Genomic DNA, 18,238 nt, shown 5'->3' with positions numbered 1-18,238 from the left:
CTAGCGCTTCTGCTGGGTTTTTGCGTATTCCTGAGCGTGGGCGATGTCCTCGCTGAACTCGTCCACAACCAGCACGTCAGACTTCGCGCGGCCGGCCTTGAACGCCGCGTTGCTGAGCATGTGCGCGGAAATCGGCGCGGTGATGAGCTGAAAAATCACCATCAAGATCAGAATGCCGGCGACAGAGGCGGACTGCAGGACCAGCGAACCTCCAACGCTAAGCAGCATGAGGCCGAGCACCTGCGGCTTCGTGGCGGCGTGCATCCTGGCCAGCAGATCGGGAAGCGCGAGCAGACCAATGGCGGTGATCAGCGTGAGCAGTGCGCCGAGAAAAACCAGTACGACGCCGATGCCCTTGGCGATTACTGAAATGCTAAGCATCCTCACCCTCCTCCTTCATCTTGCCGATCACGGCAGCCTGGGACATCGTCTCCTCCTTGCGTTCGACGGGAGCGAAGCGCGCAATCACCGTCGACGAAACGAAGCCCACCGCCGCCAGCACCGCCACCAGCACGGTCAGGTCGGTGCGGCCGTGAATGACCATGATCACGACGGAAGTGCAGATGATGGCGCTGGTCAGCACGTCGAGCGAAATCGCACGCTCCATGACCGTCGGACCGCGAAGCACCGCGATCAGCACGAGAGCCATAGCGATGCCCAGAATGATCAGGGCCGCCCAGAGCAGATAAATCATCGGCTGGCCTCCTTGCTGTTCAGCGGCACGTACGAGTCCTTAGCCGACTTCTCCAACCTGCCCGCACGCATCGAACCGCTCGGCACGTAACCCGCCTCAATCAGCACCTGGTCGCTGGCCAGCGCGCGCAGGATCCTCTCCTCCTGCTCTATGACCGTGTCGTGAGCTTTTTGTAGCCCGTCTTCACCAGAGACGTCGAAGACGTGCACATACATCATGCCGGTCATGCGGTGTGCGTCAATAACGATCGAGCCCGGCACCATCGCGGTGAACCCGCTGGTGACGGCCAGGAAAATGTCAGATTCTGCCCTGGTGTGGACTCGGATGATGGCGGCCTCGAGCTTCTTGCGGGTGAGGATCGCGTAGGTGATTTGCGCGGACGCCTTAACCACGTCAAGGAGGAAGACGACGATTAGCCTTGCTAACGCGATGGGGCGAACCGTGATTTTCTCGTTGGTCGCCCGGTGCATCGGCAGCGCGTACATGACGAGCAGCGTCATAATCAGGCCACCGAACAGCGTCTTGAAACTAAAATCGCCCCACAGCAGAGCCCAGATCAGAGTCAACCAAACCAGGTGGAAGAGGCTTGCACCGGGATCCTTCAAGCTAGGCAGCCTAGGCGGCGTGATCGCCTTCAGCGTGCCGGTGGTTTTGGATTCTTGTTCCATCACTCATCACCCCTTGTCGTGGTGGCCGAAGCCTTGGGCGTGGGCTGCATTGGAGTTGCGGGAGCCGCCGACGGCTGCGGAGTCCGCGTTTCGTCAGTGCTCGGCGTCGGCGAGGCACTCGGCTTCTTGATCGGCGCTGTAGCCGTCACTGCGGGGGCCGGGCCGTCGACGCTATCTTGCGACTGCCCCGAACCCCGCTGGTAGTCGGGCAGAACCGTTCGAACGTATGGGTTGCGCTGGGTCAGGTTCTCAGCGGCATTCGTCGTGAAGCTATACAGCGGAGCTGCGAATACCGTCAGCGCCAGCGAACCGACAACCAACAGTCCGGTGGCGAACGGCATCACCCACGGCACCGTGATCTTGTCGGCGAGCGGCGGCGCGTCATCGGAGAGCGGCTGCCAGAACGACATGTTCCAGGCTCGGGCCAAGGCGAATAGCGTCAACAGGCTCGAGACCAAACCGCCCGCGATCATCAGGTAATGCGTCGGGGTGCCGACCTGGGCCGAGGCCTTGATCAATCCGATCTTGCCCAAAAAGCCAGACATCGGCGGGATGCCGGCAAGGTTGAACGCGGGCACCAAGAACAGAACCGCCAGTAGCGGCCACGCCTTCAACAGGCCGCCCAGGCGAACCAGAGACGTCGTGCCGCCCATGCGCTCCATGATTCCGGAAACCAAGAACAGCGCGGTCTGCACAATAATGTGGTGGGCGGTGTAGAAGATCGCGGCGCAAATGCCGTCGACCGTGCCCGTGCCGAGACCCCATAGCATGAAACCGATGTGGCTGACCAGCGTAAAGCTGAGCAGACGTTTGATGTCGTCCTGCGCGACGGCGCCCAAAATGCCGACGATCATCGTCAACAGGCCGATGCCGAGCAGCCAAGGATTCAGCTTCGAGTCGCCGAACAGGATCGTTTGCGTGCGGATGATGGCGTAAATGCCGACCTTGGTGAGCAGGCCAGCGAACACGGCCGTGACCGGGGCCGGGGCCGTCGGGTAAGAGTCAGGCAGCCAGGCCGACAACGGGAAAACCGCGGCCTTGACGCCAAACGCAACCAGCAGCATCACCTGAATCAACTGTGCCGTTCCAGAGTCGATCTGCGGCAGGCGGATGGCCAACTGAGCCATGTTGACCGTGCCCGTGGCCGCGTAAACCATGGCCAGGGCGATCAGGAAAATCGACGAGCTGATCATCGAGACGACCACGTAGACGGTTCCAGAACGCAGCCGGTCTCGGGTGCCGCCAAGCATGATCAACACGAAACTGGAAACCAGTAAAATCTCGAATCCGACGTACAGGTTAAACAGGTCACCGGTGAGGAACGAGTTAGACACTCCCGCGGAAAGAATCAGGAACGTCGGGTAGAAAACCGAAAGCGGGACGCGGTCGTCCTCGAAGACCTCGGATGACGAATAGATCATGACGCACAGCGTCACGAACACGCTGACCAGCAGCATCAAGGCCGACAGCCTGTCCGCGACCAGGCTGATACCGACCGGGGCGGCCCAGCCACCGACGTCAAGCACGAACGGGCCGAGCCGCGAATGCCAGAGAATCACGACCGAAGCGGCCAGCACGATGCCCAACGAGCTCATGCCAACCACCCGCTGCACGCGGTAGTTGCGCGGCAGCAGCAGGGAGATCGCGGCACCGACGAACGGCACCAGGACGGGAAGAGCTAGCACCCAGTTCATCGGACGCCTCCCTTCGGGTCTTCGAGCGGATCGGCATTCTCGCGCCTCTCCTTCTCTTTTTCTTTCGCCTTAACTCTGGCCGGCATCTCGTGGTTACCGGCGGCGGACGTCTCGTCGTAGAAGTCGTCGGCACGCTCGGCGGTGGTCTCACCGATGTCATCGGTGGTGCGGGCGTTGATGCGATCGTGGTTGGCGGCGAGGGCGATTCGACGATCCTCGCGGTCGTCCTGCACCTCGTCGTTGCCGTTAAGCTGCCAGGTGCGGTAGCTCATCGCAAGCATGAAGGCCGTCAGCGCCAAGCCAATGACGATGGACGTCAGCACCATGGCCTGCGGAAGCGGATCGGACATGTCCTCGACCTCAGTCTGACCGATGATCGGGGGGCCGCCGGCTCGGCCGCCAGCCATCAAGATCATCACGTTTACGCCGTAGGTGAGCAGGCAAGCGCCGATTGCCACGCGCGAAAGCGAACGTTCCAGCACCAGCGTCACGCCCGTTCCTACCAACACGGCGACCAGCACCAAAAGCGCTAAAGACGGGGTTGTATCTATCATTTTTCCTCCCCGATCTTCGCGGCTTTCTCGTCGGTGACGGCAGCCACACTCTCGCGCAGATCGACGAGATCGATGGTCTCGGATTCGAGCTTGTTCGGGTTGTCGAAGGCAACTTCCCTGGGTCGCACGCCCTGCTCCTCTGCTTGGCGGTCGATCTCGCCACCTAAGCTTGCGAGCACTCCGGCGACCATACCGATGACGATCAGGTAGACGCCAATATCGAAGAACAGCGCCGTCGTGATGTGCGCGTTGCCCCACAGCGGAAGCTGAAAGTCGAAGACGGTGGTCTGCAACACCGTGCCGCCGAACAAGACTGGAGCCAGCGCGGCTACCGTTGCGATCGTCATGCCCCCGCCGAGGAAAATACCCGAGCGGTTCCCTCGGGAAGCCAATCGCAGTTCGTAGCGGCCTCCGGCCAGGTAGCGAATCACCAACGCGATGCCAGCTACCATACCGCCGGCGAACCCGCCGCCTGGCGCGTTGTGCCCTGCCATCAGCAGATAGAGGCTGAATATCATCAGCGGGAAGAAGATGAGCCTTGCCCCTATTTCGAAGATCAGGGAACGACGAACCCTAGCCAGCGTCAGCGAACCTGCCAACCAGACGCGTCCGCGCCTGGCGCTCGGCCTGCGACGGGGCATGGCGAGGGCTGCAACCTTATCGGTTTGTCCGGCTGACCAAATCTTCTTGGAGTGCACGGCTTTGGCCAGGTTGGAGCGCAGATCTTGCCTAGGGCGCATCCGCAGGAAAATCAGACTGATAACGCCGGTGGTGGCGGCCAGCAGTACGGAAATCTCGCCGACGGTGTCCCAGGCTCGAGTGTCGACGAGCGTCACGTTCACGATGTTTAGGCCGTAGCCGTATTCGTAGACCTCAGCCGGATAGTCGACGGTCACCGGCTCGTGGATTCGGGCGGACGCGGCAAACCAGCCGAGCAGCGCCGTCGCCACACCGACGATGGTGCCCAACAGAATTCGCGAGATGCGCGACGTCGTCCAGGGCCGATCGGAGAAGTATTTTGGTAGGCGGCGCAGCACCAGCACGAAGACCACCAGGCTGACGGACTCGACCACAACCTGGGTGAGCGCCAAGTCCGGGGCGCCCTGCAGCACGAAGACAAGAGCGATCGCGTAGCCGATGAACGCCATTACGAGCACGGCCTTCATGCGTCGCCGGGCGCGCACGACGAAGATGGCGGCGACGCTGGCAAGCGCGCAGACTATGCCCTGGATGGGGCTGTCCCACAGCCTAAGTTTCGTTGGCATCACCGGAGCCGTAAGCAGGAGAACGAGCAGCACGCTGCCGATCATCACGTTGAACATCGTCGACAGATAGCTGGGCAGCGAACCGCGCTGGACGATCGCGGTGATGTCTGCGGAGAACGTGTTCAGTCGACGAATCAGGCCACGGTACAGGTCCTCGGAACGGGCGATGATTGGCTGCTGCTCCTCCGCGTAGAGTGCCCTGCCGTTAGCGACGAAAAGCCAGATGCCTGCGCAGATGATGACGACGGTTCCACCCAGCGCCGGGCCAATTCCCGCCCATAGCGCCAAGTGACCCTCATTGCCTTCATATATGGCAGCATGACCGGACAGGATTTCTTGCAGCTGCCCAGCCATGAAGCTGAGCGAGACGCAGCCGAGAGCCGTCAAGGCCATCGGGGCGATCAGCAGCCAGCTGATGGTTCGGGGCTTCTGCGGTTTGATGCCGGGCGTATCGACGAAGGCACCCCACAGAAAACGCAGCGAATATCCGAGCGTCAGGATAGAGCCCACGACCACGCCAATGAACGTCGCCTGGCCAACCGTGCCCGCCTCGAAGAGCGCGCCGAGCGAGGCCTCCTTACCCAGGTAGCCGAGTGTCGGCGGAAGACCCGCCATCGACGCGGCCGCCAGGATGGCGATGACCATCAGGCCCGGCATGATTTTCGCCAGGCCGGAGAGTCTGCGCAGGTCTCGAGTGCCGATCTCGTGGTCGATGGTGCCAACAACCATGAAGAGTGTCGACTTGAACAGTGCGTGGGCCAGCAGCATAGTGATGCCGCCAAGCGCCACTGCCTTGTCTCCGAAGCCGACGAGGAGAATGATGAAGCCGAGCTGGCTGACTGTGCCGAAGGCGAGCAGCAGCTTCAGGTCGAACTGGCGCATCGCGCGGTAACCGCCGAGCAACATCGTGCCGAGCCCGGCGATTAGGATGCTCCAGCGCCACACTCCCAGGTCCGAGAATCCGGGGGCTAAGCGGGCGATCAGGTAGACGCCGGCCTTCACCATCGCGGACGAGTGCAGATAGGCACTGACCGGCGTAGGCGCCGCCATCGCGGCGGGCAGCCAGAAATGGAAAGGAATCTGAGCGGATTTGGTCAGCGCTCCGAACAGAATGCACAGCACCGCGGCGGAGCAGAAACCGACACCATTTTCGGCCACCAGCGTGCCGTCGGCAGCTGAGGCAACCAGCTCGCTGAGCGCGAAGGAACCGCCCGGGGCAACGCCCAGCAGGATGATACCGGCCAACATCGCCAGGCCGCCGGCCGTCGTCACCGTGATGGCCTGAGCAGCCGCGATACGCGAAGCCTGACGGTCGTGGTAGTGGCCGATCAGCAGGTAGCTGAACACCGTCGTCAGCTCCCAAAACAGATACAAGGCCAGCGTGTTATCGGTTGTGACCAGGCCGAACATGGCGCCGGCGAATGCGACGAAGACGCCCGCGAACCTGCCCATCGCTTGCGCGTCGCGTGCGAAGTATCCGCTGCAGTAGACCAGGATGAGGGCGCCCACCCCGCCCACGATCAGCCCCATCAGCCAGCTCAGGGTGTCTAGCCTGAATGTGATGTCCAGACCGAGCGCGGGTAGCCACGAAAATTGCTGCGTCGGATAGTTGCCCGCTAACACATTGCTGGTTTGCATGGCTGTCCAGACCGCACCGGCAGCGGGCACGAGCGCCAACAGCAGGTACGCCTTGCCATGCAGTAAACGTATGAGTAGCGGAGCAAGCAACGCAGCAATCGCATGGGCAACGATTATCTGCAGCACTGCGGCTCCTTAAGATTTTTTCAAAACGACTCCTTTTATCCTATGGGAATAAGCCAAAGCTCGCGCTTGAGCATTTGTTACGGGATATCAGACGTGAAGCTTTTCGTCGTAGTTGATCAAGAAGGTTCCGCCAGGCACAACAATCGAATTGTGGAGAAGAGGGCGGTTGTAACTGGAGCTTCTAGCGGCATCGGGGTGGCGACTGCCCGAGCTTTAGCCAAGGCTGGTTTCAAAGTCTTTTGCGCGGCTAGGCGTGCCACAGGGTAACGAAGCTCGCCAAGGAGAGGTGGCGTAGCTGTTGCTTGTGACGTCACCAACCAGCGGCAGGTGGGCCATCTGACGATCAGGCCTTTGGCTCAGGCAGCCCAATACAAGGTTCCCCGCGGTTAATCGATTTATTGTGTTGCTTTTCATCCGACTACGGATGAAAAGCAACACAATAAACAACTTGTGGGGACGAGCATCGCCCATCCCCACAGTTTTTAGTTAGCGTCCGCGTCGCCTGAGCACGATAGCCGCTGCAGCAGCTAGCCCAATCGCGGTGATGGCGAACATTTCACCCGCGTTACCCGTCCGAGGAAGCTTAGGCTTCTTCGACGTCGGCGGGGTTGTCGGCGTCGGCGTAGGCGTAGGGGTCGGCTCAATCACCTTGTTGGTGATCACAAAGCCGTGCTTGGCGTCCCCGCTGACCTTGCTCTCGTAGCTTTCGACAGAGACCTCTCGAACCGAGTAGTCCAGTTCCTTGCCGTCTTTATACTTAGGCAGCTTTTCGAACTTACCCTTCCAGGAGTTGTCACCGTTCAGCGTCAGCTTCTGCCCGGAGGCCTTACCGTCAACGACGAGCTCAACATCAATCGATTCGGGGCGCAACTGGTGTTTGTTATCGAAGTCGTCCCAGGCCTTCTCGACAGGTACCTCAACTAGCTTTCGGTTAGTGAGGTTGAAGGTGTAGACCTTGGCCTGGTCGTCTCCTTCTTCCACAACTGCGAGGTCATAGCCGTCAGCGCCCGACTCTCTGAAAGTGATGGGCAGCTTCTCGCCGGTGCTCGCGTCGATTAGCGTAGCCGGGTTCGGGAAGTTCAGGACCTCGGCAGTCCAGCCGTTGTCTTTAGAGAGATGAACCTGATCGACCTTGAACTTACCGACTAGAACATCAACATCGATCTCTTCAGGACGCGTATTCGGGTCGTCACTATCCCAAGCTTTTTTAATCTTGAGTTTCCAGGTGTCCGCGGTGCCGAAGATCAACTTGCCGTTGTTGGTAATACCTCCACCGCTGATGCCTAGCCCAGCTCTAGCTGACGAAAACGAGACATCGTTACCCACAGTGTTATTAGCGATATGGACTGTGGCTATTTTATTTGCTAAGCCTTTGGCATCAATACTAGGTACCGATTTAAAAGCCTTATTCTCATTAATTTCTTCATTAAAGGGAACCCTTTTATTGTCCCCACCTGTGATATAGCGCGGAAGCTGATTTTCTGCACTCCAGTTACCATGAACACCATATGCCGAGCCGTCCTGATACCAGAACCGTTCTCCGCCACCTAACATCCGCTCAGATATTTTTACCGGATGCCCCTCTTTTGGAGTTCCAGAGAAATGCGTCGTGACGCTAAGGAAATCGTCACCAGCACCGAGATAAGATTTGTCTTCGCCGGCGTTCGGCGCTTTATTGTCAAAAATCGCCACACCGTTAGTGATGTTAAAAACTGTGGAACCATGTGGGCAGTCCCACAAACCACCGCCTTGTTTACTTACCGGATGATCGCCCGCACCTATCAGGAAAGTCTTATCGGCTATCTGGTTGCCGCTCACAACGGTATTCAACATGGTCAGGGTGGACTTGTCGTCGTTGTAAATTCCGCCACCGCCCCAGAAACCTTTAGCGAAATTACCAGTGACGTTTAACGCCTCAATAGTGGCTTTGGCATCACCTAAAAATGCCACACCGCCGCCAGACTTAAGGGCAGTGTTTCCCTCCAGCACTCCGCCTTTGATAGTCGCCTCACCACCGTGGATAACTAAGCCACCACCAAAGCCATTAGCAGTATTTTCAGTAAATTTTCCGCCAGAAATTTCTGTAGAAACACCATCTAGCAGCAAACCACCGCCACGGCCGTTGTACTCTCCGTTGCTATTTTTGCTGAACACCCCGTCGCTCATCTTGAAGGTGCCGCCAATTTGCATCAGGCCGCCACCATATTCTGTTGAGTTTTCCGAGATCTTGCCACCAGTTATGCTGATCGCAGCATTTTCAGCAAATACTGCCCCGCCGAAAGCGTTTTTCGTAGGGTGCTCAGCATGGTTCTTTGAAATTTCACCACCGGAGATATTCAACTTCGCAAGATTATCAGCGTTACCCCATAGCCCGATCGCACCGCCTTTGAGGACGCCTTTATTGCTGACGATTACTCCGCCTTTAACATTTACAGTGCCGCCATAGGCCGTGATAGGAGCATATTTTTCGTTCTCTATGCCTTCTGGAGAGATCTCCCCTTCCGTGCCCGAAACGTCGTTGCCCGAGAATTCCGCAGTGCCATCGATTGTTAGCGTTCCGCCATTAACGAAGATCACCGGGCCACGAACTGCGGTGTCTTTGATTGCGCCAGCGGTGAAGTTCATTTCGCCGTCGACCAAGAACTGCGCTTTCGTGAAGGACGGACCATTAAGGTTCAGCTTCGCCCCCTTCTCAACCTTGATTGCGGGTTTTCCGGCACCAACGACGGTTCCGCCACCGGTCAGCGTTAGAGTGCTGCCCGCTTTCACCACCAGTTGAGGAGAGTCTGGGGCCAAAGTCACATCGCCGTCAATGGCGGCCTCGACCTCACCGGATGCTTGTGCTTTTGCCACGATCTCGTCCCATGGCGTCGCGGCGTCAGCAGAAACGACCCCTGCCGGCCCGATAATTGTGAAAAGAACAAGGACTATTGCGCCGATTGCGCCAAAAAGTTTTTTATGCACCGAAACCCCCAGATTTGTGACGAGCTTTGTAAGGCTACAGTACTATCGATAGCTTTACATCTGAAACTGCTCTGGGTTGGGCGAAATTATGCCACCCTAAGTCGAAACGAAACGGTAGTTATTGATCAACTACAGCTGCTGTGAAACCACAGTCACCTACGGGCTGATTCTCGCCCCGCTTCGAATAGCGGACTCGACTCTGGACCCGTGGATTAAAGGACACCCCGATAGTTCACGTCGAAGAGAACATTCTGTATGTGCCCGATTGGAACGAAGCCAAGAGCGTGACTCGTATTGAGCCGACGCTCTAAGTGGCTAGGTTCATCTGATTTTTATAACGGCTGTCCACAGAAACACTTAGGTCATCGAAAATCTTATCGACGGCAGCTGGACACTCCATCAGCAAGAAACGCATCATCAGATTGACTTCATTGTTGACCAAAAACTCTTTTTGTCAGCAAAATATTTTTTTAGTCATCGAGTTTACTGAGAGCCGCCTAACACTGCTTCACCTTAGAAGATGCCGTTCAGCAATCTACAACCTGAATCGGCTAATCTTCTTTATAAAGTCTGCGTTTTTTTAGTCTTAGTTTTACGTCAGTGTCATTAGCGAGCTGTTTTGAGTGGGTGACGACGATGACGCATTTCCCTTGGTCATGGGCTGCTTTACGCAGAATTTGTGTAACGTCCTCTGCTGTCTCTTCATCCAGATTGCCAGTTGGCTCGTCAGCAAGAATGATCGGCGCCTTAGAAACCAGCGCCCGACCGATCGCCACCCGCTGCTGCTGACCACCGGATAGTTGAAGCACATTGCGGTTCGCCTGATCTGCAGATAACCCAAGATCCTCAAGCGTCTGCGGTTTGGCTTTGCCATCGACCAGACGCAAATTTTCCAGCGGCGTCAGGTACTCGATCAAGTTGTAATTTTGGAAAACCAGAGAGATCTGTTCCTTGCGGTGATGGCTGTAGCCTTTTTCGGCAATATCGCGGCCATCAAATAGGATCCGTCCCTCTGTCGGGCTATCAAGGCCAGCCAGCAGACTCAACAGAGTGGACTTGCCTGCCCCGGAGGCTCCCAGAATCGAGTAAAACTTACCCTTTTCAAAGGACGCATTTACCTGATCAAGAATCCTTGAGGTGGTGCCTTTAAAGGCGTATGTGACGTTATCAAGCTGAAGAATAGACATATTTTTTCCTAACTCATTTTAGCCAGAATCGCCCTCGGCGACTGGCGAAGAATTATTGCGCTAGCGCAAGTCAAAATTAAAAAGGCAATTAAATAACCCACGCCCAATGCAGCAGCGACGGGAAGGACTTTCAAACCAACATCGCTGGCAGCCAGCTGCGGAACATTAGCGACAGCGAAGATCCTTTTGGCGAGCAGCCCACTAAGCGCCCCACCGATCAGCACAGCCAGCAAACTCGCTGGCAGCGATAGCAGGAACAACTCGGCGACGAACTGCGCGAATATCTTAAATTTCGATCTGCCCAAGGCAAGCATCACACCTATCTCTGCAACCCGTCCACGCAGCCAAAAGACCAGACTCAGCCCGAGCACAGCTACTCCTACCGCTCCTGCTCCGATTGCCAGAGCCCCAAGCATCTTTTCCACCTTGGCGATAGATTCAAGAACCGGGCTGAACCGTTGTCCGTTACTTTCAATCTGCAGGCCTGGGTTGATTTTTTGGGCTTCGGTCACGATGTTTTCTAGGTCGTCTGGTTGGTCAACCAAATATCTCGCGGCACTCAAATTCTTATCGGCAGAAAGACTGTTAGCTGCGGCAAGATTGGTGAAAATTTGGTTTTCGGCGGCCTCAAATGGCAGCCCCGATCGATTTTCGTTCTTACCGCTAAACAGCGCAGTAAGCGTCAAAGACAGAGCCTTGCCGTCATTTACAACCTGAATCTTGTCGCCTACCTGCAAGCCATTTTGGTCGGCGAAATCTTTATGTACGAGCGCGCCATCCTCGGGTATTTCGCCCACGGTGGACTCAAGACGATAAATCTTTGAGGCAAATTCTGGCCGCAGCATCACATCAGATAGGCCAGTTAGGAACATTTTGCTCTCACCGCCGGCATCTAGCTGTACACCGCCAGTACCGGTGACTGGTTTGGCGCCCTCGACGTCGACCAAATGTTGTTTCTCGTAACTCGCTTGTTTAACCCCAGCGAGCTTAGCAATTTCATCCGCATCAGCTTGCGCGAGATTTTCGCCGTGGGCGCTGAATCCAGCACCGACATTTTGCTTGATTGCTCCTCGGACATCAGCCATCACGTTCCTGGCGCCGACCTGCGCTACTAGTGCGGTAAAGATCACGGCCATGATCGCAAAAAGCAACAGGCTTCGAGTTGGCCTACGGCGCACCGAAAGCCAAGCGAGCTTGGTTAATTGGTTCCTCATCGGATATTCACCAACAATTCGCGCGGCGATTTACGAAGCATCACGGCAGAAACGATCGTGACGCAAATGATAATCACGCCAACGCCAATCAATCCTGGCTGAATTAAGGTCTGAGCACCAAGCGCCACGGATATATCGTCAAGAGTCTTTGCAGCTGCAGAAGATTCCATGCCGCCACTCAGATTCATTCCTGACCCCAACTGCTGTTTTGCGGATTCATTTACCGAAGACAGCACAGAGTTGCCAATACCTTGGGCAACCACCGACGAGAGCAGACAGGCAAATGCGAAAGCGAAGACGCCGGTTATGACGAGCTCCACCAGATATTGCGCCACTATGCCAAGTTTCTTCGTCCCGATCGATAGCAGCACACCGGTTTCTTTCTTGCGGTCATTGAGCCACAAAATCAGCACCAGTGAAAGAACTATTGCAGCAAAGACAACGGTCGCGATCGTCACCGAATTCATCGTTGAGCTGACTGCATCCACAGCGTTGGTAATTCCTGACATGTACTGATTGCTATTTGCCAGCTGGAATTTGCTCCAGTCGATGCTTTGTTCGCCTGCTTTTTTAACGACATCGTCAAACTTTGCATCCTTGGCCACAAAGAATGTGGCGTCCTGATAATTCGCGTCCGATGGGCTGGACTGATAAATCTGGCTAGACGTTTCCAGGTCTGTATAAACCGTATTCGCGTAATGCTCGAAGCGCACAGAGATTTTGCCGTCGTTGCTGCCGCTGAATATGCCAACAATTTCGGTTTCTACGGTTTGCGTAGCCTGCTTGACGTTGTCTGCGTCATAAATATTGCCCTTGAGCTTCAGCTTATCGCCTATCTTTAGACCGTTAGCTTTAGCCAGGTCCTCGTGAATTAGCGACTTATTTTTATCGCCACCGACTAGGCCACGCCCCGCCACCAAATTGATAGTTCCGCTGCGGAAATTATTATCTAGCTCTGAATCGGAGGTTCCCCAAACCTGAACTGCGTTACCAATTTTTTCTTCTTTGTCTGGGTCTAGGTCTTTAGAGTCGAGGCGAATGTTTTTCGCATCGACCAGGTCTGCGAAAACGTTCTGCCTTTCAACATGACGCTCGACACCTGGCACATTTGCGATTTTTTCGATGTCGGCAGCTTTGACGACACCGCCACCACGAGAAGTGCCCATGTTGGTCTGGTAGTTGTTCGACAGCGTAAAGCCTTGAGCAACTTTCCCGGTAAGTTCTGCACCGCTTTTATTGGCTGCACTGCTAACAGCGTTAGCAGTGATCAGTGCTGTGAATAGCACTGACAAAATCAAAAAGATAATTGTCGACTTTGTTCTCTTTCTGGCGACATACCGCCAAGCGCGACCTACAAATGACACGTTCTTCCTTTGGTTGGGTTAGGCACGTCACCGTGCATTTTTCTGGTCAGACTATGCCACCCTTAGATGTGTATTTACTGTGGCCAAGCTTTGAGTGGCATATAATTACCGCCCTTCTCGTCTTCACCTAAACGGAAAATCCAACATCGATGAAGCTTCCTTAAACTTAGAAAGACGCGACAAACCATTACACCGATCATCTAGTTACTCAACGGCTACATGAAGTGGCCAGACAAGCTAAAAAACGCGAGCCCATGCCGAAGAAGCCCAGAAGGAAGCGAGTCAAAAACTTGCTAATGCAGCAGCCGAACTATACTCGCGGGGACTCCCCTACAGAGATATAGGTGAATTGCTTGGAGTAAGTTTTCAGCGCGCCCAAAAACTAGCTGTAGGCAAATAAAGCACTCGAAACAGGTTCTCAGCTGGCACCTTTAGCTACTTCTACTTTTAAAACTTACGTAGGGGAGATTCAAGCTTAATCGAGCCGATTTGGGCCACATGCTTGGCTTAACGTGAAGCCAAGCTGGAAGAAAATTAAATATGCTTACGCGGATTACGCTCGACGAGCTGGCGAAATAGTTTTCCGCAACTACCCAGGTTCTGATGGGGTTTGCGTCAGAACATAAGCCGGTGCGCCCACAGGGACTCGAACCCTGGACCCATGGATTAAAAGTCCACTGCTCTACCAACTGAGCTATAGGCGCGTTGCGCATTGCAACTAGACCAGGATAGTCGAAACTTTGGCTTTTTGGGAAATTTTTGGCCTCGGCTACAACTTCGCGACGGAATCACGCTCGACCATCGTCAACGGCACATGCGTCAGAGCCGGTGGTTTCTCGTCGCTGGTATTCATCGACGGCGACCGAAGCCTACGGATCGTTTCAGAGTCCGGCAAAACCAAGCTGCACGTCAAGGCGTGGAATTTGGAGAGCATCGGCCTGGATTAAGCGAGCTGAATTAACCGAAAACTAATTATCGGGTGCATTGAACCGAGCAGAAGCAAGGTTCGTGCACCCGATATTTTTATGCTTTAAAGGTACGCTTTCGCCCAATGTTTCATGTGCGAGAAAACTTTTTCCCGCACGGGAAGCGTCGAGAGGACCAGATCGTGTATGCCATCCTGAATGCGGCAAATGGTCACCAGCTGCCCTAGATTTATTGAGGCCCGAGCCAGATTATCGACGTCCAGCACGGTGTCTGCATGCAGAAATTCCGGATCCCATTCCTTCGTCTGGCTCATCGACTTAGTGCTCATCATCGAAAGGACGGGCGTGTCGATGTTCAGCCCCTCCGAGACGGCCTTGTGGCCGGCTAGAATAGCTTTGCCCCAGCCGAAGCGCACGACGAAAGCCTCGTTGGACTTGTAGTTCGGGTCGATACCCCAGTCACCGGTCTCTTGTAACGTGCGTCTATAGATGCCGTAGTCGGTGATCTGCAGCGACGTCGTCGGCTGCAAGAAAGCCACCGACGAAACCAGCGGCGAAAGCGCAGACCAGAGCATGTCGGTGCCTGCCATATCCAGCCAAGGCGAGTTCAGGATCAAGCCATTTAGCAGGTGCGGCGCCTCGGACGCCCAAAGGCTCGCGATCAGACCACCGGTGGAATGCCCCATCAGCGTGATCTTCGAGTGTCCCTCGTCCTGGATGCGCACGTACGCGTCGTCGATCTCCGTGAAGTAATCGTGCAGATCGGTTATGTAGCCCGCGAACAGGCCAGGCGTGAGGTTACGGCCATATCGACGCAGGTCGATGGCGTAAAAATCGAAGCCCTGATCTGCCCAAAAATCGGCCATGTACGACTGAAAGAAGTAGTCGTTCCAGCCGTGGATGTACAAGACCGCACGATCTTGGCTAGGCGCGTTACGCCTAACCAAGGTTGCCGTCAACGGATTATCCGTCGGCTCGCCGTCGGCAAACTGCGCCCCTTCGATCGGCCAGGAAAGCTTCTCGAAGCCTTCCAAAAAATCGTCTGGGACCCACATTTGCTTAGCGGTTTTGCCGGCGGATTCAGTCGTCGTACGAATCGTGCTCGTCGTAGTACCGGTTGTACTTTGCTGCTATGTCTGCGTACTGCGGAGGTACGTCGTCGTAGCTGTTCTCAACCGGTTCTTTTTCGCCTCGTAGTTCTCGCTCGAGTGAGGCAAGATCGGGTTCAACGGAGCGGTACTTTAAGCTCCGGGCTACCTTTGTCTGTTTTGCCTTTTGTCGGCCGCGCCCCATATCGGGTCGACCTCCTCGCTTTGTCCCTCGCGGCTATGCCGCGGAATCTGATAAATCTTTCGTGGTTCCTAGAGTACCCAATACATGCCTAGGTATCCAACGCCATCTAAGGGGTTGGACAAATTTTTTGAAAAATTATGCTCAGCTGATCTTGTAGTCACCAACGAGTTCGACGCGTTCACCTTCGACGATCTCGCCACAAATCCACGACTCGATGCCGCGGCCTTCGAGCAGCTCGACGGCCTGGTCCGCCTGCTCCGCAGCAACAGCAGCCAACATGCCCACGCCCACGTTGAGGGTGGCTTCGACGTCCTCGCGGCTCAGCTTTCCGTAGGACTTGGTCAGCTCGAAGATGGCGGGCAGCGCCCAGGTTCCGCGCTCCACCCTGGCGCCGACTCCCTTGGGCAGCACGCGCTCCAGGTTTGAGGCAAGGCCCCCACCAGTTACGTGGCTCATGGCGTGCACCTCGACGCCCTCGATCAGGGCCAGAACGTCCAGCGCGTAAACACGAGTCGGAGTAAGCAGCTCGTCGCCCAGTGTGCCGCCTAGTTCGTCGAATTCCTTATCAAGGTTGACGCCGTCAAATACTGCGCGAACCAGGGAGTAGCCGTTGGAGTGCAGGCCGGAGGAGGCCATAGCCACCAGCTTGTCACCGACCTTGACGCGGTCGGGCCCGAGCATCGCGTCCTTTTCGACGACGCCGGTGGTAGCACCCGCAATGTCGAAGTCGTCCTCGCCCATCAAGCCTGGGTGTTCGGCGGTCTCACCGCCGATAAGTGCGGCGCCCGCAGCGTGCGTAGCCTGGGCGATGCCGGAGACGATCGTCGAGATCTTCTCGGGAATCAGCTTGCCGCAGGAAATGTAGTCGGTGACGAACAGCGGCTCGGCACCAACGACGACTAGGTCGTCAACGAGCATGCCGATCAGGTCCCAGCCGATGGTGTCGTAGACGCCCATGGCCTGCGCGATCGCCACCTTCGTGCCGACGCCGTCGGTGCTAGTGGCGAGCACGGGGTGAGAATAACCGGCTAGCTTGGAGGCGTCGAAAAGCCCGGCGAACCCGCCGAGTCCACCAATAACCTCGGGACGGCTCGCCTTGGCGACGTGTTTCTTCATCATCTCGACTGCGGTCTCGCCCGCCTCGACGTCGACACCAGCTCGGGCGTATGCGTTCTTCATTTCTCTCCTGGCGTTAATCGCCGCAGGCTTGCGGCGCGTGTGATGGGATCTGAATCGGATAATTTCCGCTAAAGCAGGCAGCACAAAGCTGGCTCTTTGGCAGGTCGACGCACTCGGCCATGCCATCCAGGCTCACGTAACCGAGGGTGTCGGCGCCGATCTCGCGCGCGATCTGCTCGGTGGTCTTATCGGGGGCGATGAGTTCCTCGCGGGTGGAGAAGTCGATGCCGTAGTAGCACGGCCAAGTGACGGGCGGGCTGGAGATGCGCACATGCACCTCTTTGGCCCCGGCCTGGCGAAGCATTTTGATGATGGCGCGCTGCGTGTTGCCGCGCACGATCGAGTCGTCGACGATGACCAGGCGCTTGCCCTTAATGGCCTCGGGGATCGGGTTGAGCTTCATCTTGATGCCGAGCTGACGCATTGTCTGGGTCGGCTGGATGAAAGTGCGTCCGATATAGGCGTTCTTGACCAGGCCAGTTCCGTATTCGATGCCGGACTGCTTGGCGTAGCCGATGGCCCCGGGGACGCCGGAGGCCGGCGTCGCCATCACCATGTCGGCCTCAACCGGATGCTCGACGGCCAGCTGTCGGCCGATGCGCTCGCGAACCATCTGAACCTGGCGGTCGGCGATAACCGAGTCGGGGCGGGCGAGATATACGTATTCAAAGATGCAGCCCTTCGGCTCGGGCTTGGCGAAGGTGCTGGAGTGGACGCCGTCTTCGTCGACGCGAATGATCTCGCCGGGGGCGATCTCGCGCACGAATTGAGCACCGATGATGTCCAGCGCGCAGGTCTCGGAGGCGAGGACCCAGCCGTCCCCGAACTTACCCAGGACGAGGGGCCTAACACCGTGACGGTCGCGGGCGGCCCAGAGCTTCTTCTCGGTCATCAAAACCAGGCTGAATGCCCCGGCCAGCCTAGGCAAGACTTCCGCGAGCCCCGCGTCAATGTCGTTGCCGTAGCTGGCTAGCAGGGCGGTCACCAACTGGGTGTCATTGGTGGAATCCATTTCGTACTTGAGCAGCTGCTCACCCGTGCGCTCCTCGAGCCATGCCGAAAGCTCGTTCGTGTTCGTGAGATTGCCGTTGTGGGCTAGAGACAGACCGCCCTTGCGCCTGCCGTCGCCGGGAAGTTCACGATAAGTGGGCTGCGCGTTCGACCACTCGGAAGAACCCGTGGTGGAGTACCGATCGTGGCCGATTGCCAGATAGCCGGTCAGAGAATTCAGCGCAGATTCGTTGAAGACCTGCGAAACCAGGCCCATATCCTTGAAAACCATCGTGCGATAGCCGTTGCTAACGGCCATGCCGGTGGATTCCTGGCCCCTATGCTGCAGGGCGAAAAGCCCCAGATAGACCAGCTTTGAGACTTTCTCGTCGGGAGCGAAGATTCCGAAAACTCCACACTCGTCGTGCGGAACATCATCAGTTACGTGTGGAGCAGCCATCACGAGTCAACTCTACTCGTAA

15 protein-coding genes, 1 tRNA gene and 1 pseudogene are annotated in these 18,238 nt (G+C 56.6%); 2 read left to right on the top strand and 15 right to left on the bottom strand.

The window, feature by feature from the left end; all coding sequences use genetic code 11:
• The 6 genes from mnhG to G556_RS0100510 are packed head-to-tail and all read right to left on the bottom strand — an operon-like array spanning position 1 to position 6,639.
• Positions 1-381, bottom strand: coding sequence for a monovalent cation/H(+) antiporter subunit G (mnhG, locus tag G556_RS0100535; protein WP_028821374.1), 381 nt, complete (start codon positions 379-381; stop codon positions 1-3).
• Positions 374-694, bottom strand: a complete 321-nt coding sequence (locus tag G556_RS09660) for an MrpF/PhaF family protein (protein WP_051176498.1) — start codon at positions 692-694, stop codon at positions 374-376. Before G556_RS09660 ends, mnhG begins: the two co-directional genes overlap by 8 nt.
• Positions 691-1,362, bottom strand: coding sequence for a Na+/H+ antiporter subunit E (locus G556_RS09655; RefSeq protein WP_051176497.1), 672 nt, complete (start codon positions 1,360-1,362; stop codon positions 691-693). Before G556_RS09655 ends, G556_RS09660 begins: the two co-directional genes overlap by 4 nt.
• The gene (locus tag G556_RS0100520; RefSeq protein ID WP_028821373.1) at positions 1,362-3,056 is read right to left on the bottom strand and encodes a Na+/H+ antiporter subunit D; all 1,695 of its coding nucleotides are present in this window, start codon (positions 3,054-3,056) and stop codon (positions 1,362-1,364) included. Before G556_RS0100520 ends, G556_RS09655 begins: the two co-directional genes overlap by 1 nt.
• Positions 3,053-3,610, bottom strand: a complete 558-nt coding sequence (locus tag G556_RS0100515; RefSeq protein WP_028821372.1) for a Na(+)/H(+) antiporter subunit C — start codon at positions 3,608-3,610, stop codon at positions 3,053-3,055. The genes G556_RS0100520 and G556_RS0100515 overlap by 4 nt, the downstream gene beginning before the upstream one ends.
• On the bottom strand, positions 3,607-6,639 hold the full coding sequence (locus G556_RS0100510; RefSeq protein WP_028821371.1) for a Na+/H+ antiporter subunit A: 3,033 nt from the start codon (positions 6,637-6,639) through the stop codon (positions 3,607-3,609). Before G556_RS0100510 ends, G556_RS0100515 begins: the two co-directional genes overlap by 4 nt.
• Positions 6,640-6,789: 150 nt before the next feature.
• Here G556_RS0100510 and G556_RS11815 point away from each other — a divergent pair.
• Positions 6,790-6,978 (top strand): annotated as a pseudogene (locus tag G556_RS11815) (SDR family NAD(P)-dependent oxidoreductase); the annotation flags it as partial.
• Positions 6,979-7,125: 147 nt separating this feature from the next.
• On the opposite strand, the gene G556_RS09650 reads toward G556_RS11815, so the two are convergent.
• The 5 genes from G556_RS09650 to G556_RS0100475 form a co-directional block, all read right to left on the bottom strand.
• Positions 7,126-9,603, bottom strand: a complete 2,478-nt coding sequence (locus tag G556_RS09650) for a Cna B-type domain-containing protein (protein ID WP_051176496.1) — start codon at positions 9,601-9,603, stop codon at positions 7,126-7,128.
• Positions 9,604-10,154: 551 nt separating this feature from the next.
• Positions 10,155-10,790: an ABC transporter ATP-binding protein gene (locus G556_RS0100490; RefSeq protein ID WP_028821369.1), complete on the bottom strand. Its 636-nt coding sequence runs from the start codon at positions 10,788-10,790 to the stop codon at positions 10,155-10,157.
• An 8-nt stretch (positions 10,791-10,798) separates the two neighbouring features.
• Positions 10,799-12,004: an ABC transporter permease gene (locus tag G556_RS0100485; RefSeq protein WP_028821368.1), complete on the bottom strand. Its 1,206-nt coding sequence runs from the start codon at positions 12,002-12,004 to the stop codon at positions 10,799-10,801.
• Positions 12,001-13,290, bottom strand: coding sequence for an ABC transporter permease (locus G556_RS0100480; protein ID WP_233418154.1), 1,290 nt, complete (start codon positions 13,288-13,290; stop codon positions 12,001-12,003). The genes G556_RS0100485 and G556_RS0100480 overlap by 4 nt, the downstream gene beginning before the upstream one ends.
• Positions 13,291-13,999: 709 nt before the next feature.
• Positions 14,000-14,072 (bottom strand) — tRNA-Lys (locus G556_RS0100475).
• Positions 14,073-14,108: 36 nt separating this feature from the next.
• Here G556_RS0100475 and G556_RS0100470 point away from each other — a divergent pair.
• Complete coding sequence (locus tag G556_RS0100470) at positions 14,109-14,315, top strand: hypothetical protein (protein WP_028821366.1); 207 nt, start codon at positions 14,109-14,111, stop codon at positions 14,313-14,315.
• An 83-nt stretch (positions 14,316-14,398) separates the two neighbouring features.
• Here the strand turns inward: G556_RS0100470 and G556_RS0100465 are convergent, their stop codons facing one another.
• The 4 genes from G556_RS0100465 to purF form a co-directional block, all read right to left on the bottom strand.
• Positions 14,399-15,349 carry an alpha/beta hydrolase gene (locus G556_RS0100465; protein ID WP_028821365.1) on the bottom strand — a complete coding sequence of 317 codons (951 nt, stop codon included), beginning with the start codon at positions 15,347-15,349 and terminating at the stop codon, positions 14,399-14,401.
• 25 nt (positions 15,350-15,374) lie between these two features.
• On the bottom strand, positions 15,375-15,587 hold the full coding sequence (locus G556_RS0100460; protein WP_016456843.1) for a DUF3073 domain-containing protein: 213 nt from the start codon (positions 15,585-15,587) through the stop codon (positions 15,375-15,377).
• Between the two features lie 141 nt (positions 15,588-15,728).
• A complete protein-coding gene (gene purM, locus G556_RS0100455) occupies positions 15,729-16,766 on the bottom strand; it encodes a phosphoribosylformylglycinamidine cyclo-ligase (RefSeq protein WP_028821364.1) in 1,038 nt (345 codons plus the stop codon).
• 13 nt (positions 16,767-16,779) lie between these two features.
• Entirely contained in the window at positions 16,780-18,216 is a 1,437-nt protein-coding gene (purF, locus tag G556_RS0100450) for an amidophosphoribosyltransferase (protein ID WP_028821363.1), read from the bottom strand.
• Positions 18,217-18,238 lie beyond the last annotated feature (22 nt).

The sequence above is a fragment of the Propionimicrobium lymphophilum DSM 4903 genome (genome assembly GCF_000423485.1).
GTDB lineage: Bacteria > Actinomycetota > Actinomycetes > Propionibacteriales > Propionibacteriaceae > Propionimicrobium > Propionimicrobium lymphophilum.
The sequence above is the reverse complement of the archived record's forward strand: the minus strand, read 5'-3'. Positions and strand labels throughout refer to the sequence as shown.

Excerpts from the sequence above, each read along its gene's own strand:
- mnhG (WP_028821374.1), bottom strand. The coding sequence starts at position 381 with ATGCTTAGCATTTCAGTAATCGCCAAGGGCATCGGCGTCGTACTGGTT.
- G556_RS0100465 (WP_028821365.1), bottom strand. The coding sequence starts at position 15,349 with ATGTGGGTCCCAGACGATTTTTTGGAAGGCTTCGAGAAGCTTTCCTGG.
- purM (WP_028821364.1), bottom strand. The coding sequence starts at position 16,766 with ATGAAGAACGCATACGCCCGAGCTGGTGTCGACGTCGAGGCGGGCGAG.
- G556_RS0100515 (WP_028821372.1), bottom strand. The coding sequence starts at position 3,610 with ATGATAGATACAACCCCGTCTTTAGCGCTTTTGGTGCTGGTCGCCGTG.
- G556_RS09660 (WP_051176498.1), bottom strand. The coding sequence starts at position 694 with ATGATTTATCTGCTCTGGGCGGCCCTGATCATTCTGGGCATCGCTATG.
- G556_RS0100460 (WP_016456843.1), bottom strand. The coding sequence starts at position 15,587 with ATGGGGCGCGGCCGACAAAAGGCAAAACAGACAAAGGTAGCCCGGAGC.
- G556_RS0100520 (WP_028821373.1), bottom strand. The coding sequence starts at position 3,056 with ATGAACTGGGTGCTAGCTCTTCCCGTCCTGGTGCCGTTCGTCGGTGCC.
- G556_RS0100490 (WP_028821369.1), bottom strand. The coding sequence starts at position 10,790 with ATGTCTATTCTTCAGCTTGATAACGTCACATACGCCTTTAAAGGCACC.
- purF (WP_028821363.1), bottom strand. The coding sequence starts at position 18,216 with ATGGCTGCTCCACACGTAACTGATGATGTTCCGCACGACGAGTGTGGA.
- G556_RS0100485 (WP_028821368.1), bottom strand. The coding sequence starts at position 12,004 with ATGAGGAACCAATTAACCAAGCTCGCTTGGCTTTCGGTGCGCCGTAGG.
- G556_RS09655 (WP_051176497.1), bottom strand. The coding sequence starts at position 1,362 with ATGGAACAAGAATCCAAAACCACCGGCACGCTGAAGGCGATCACGCCG.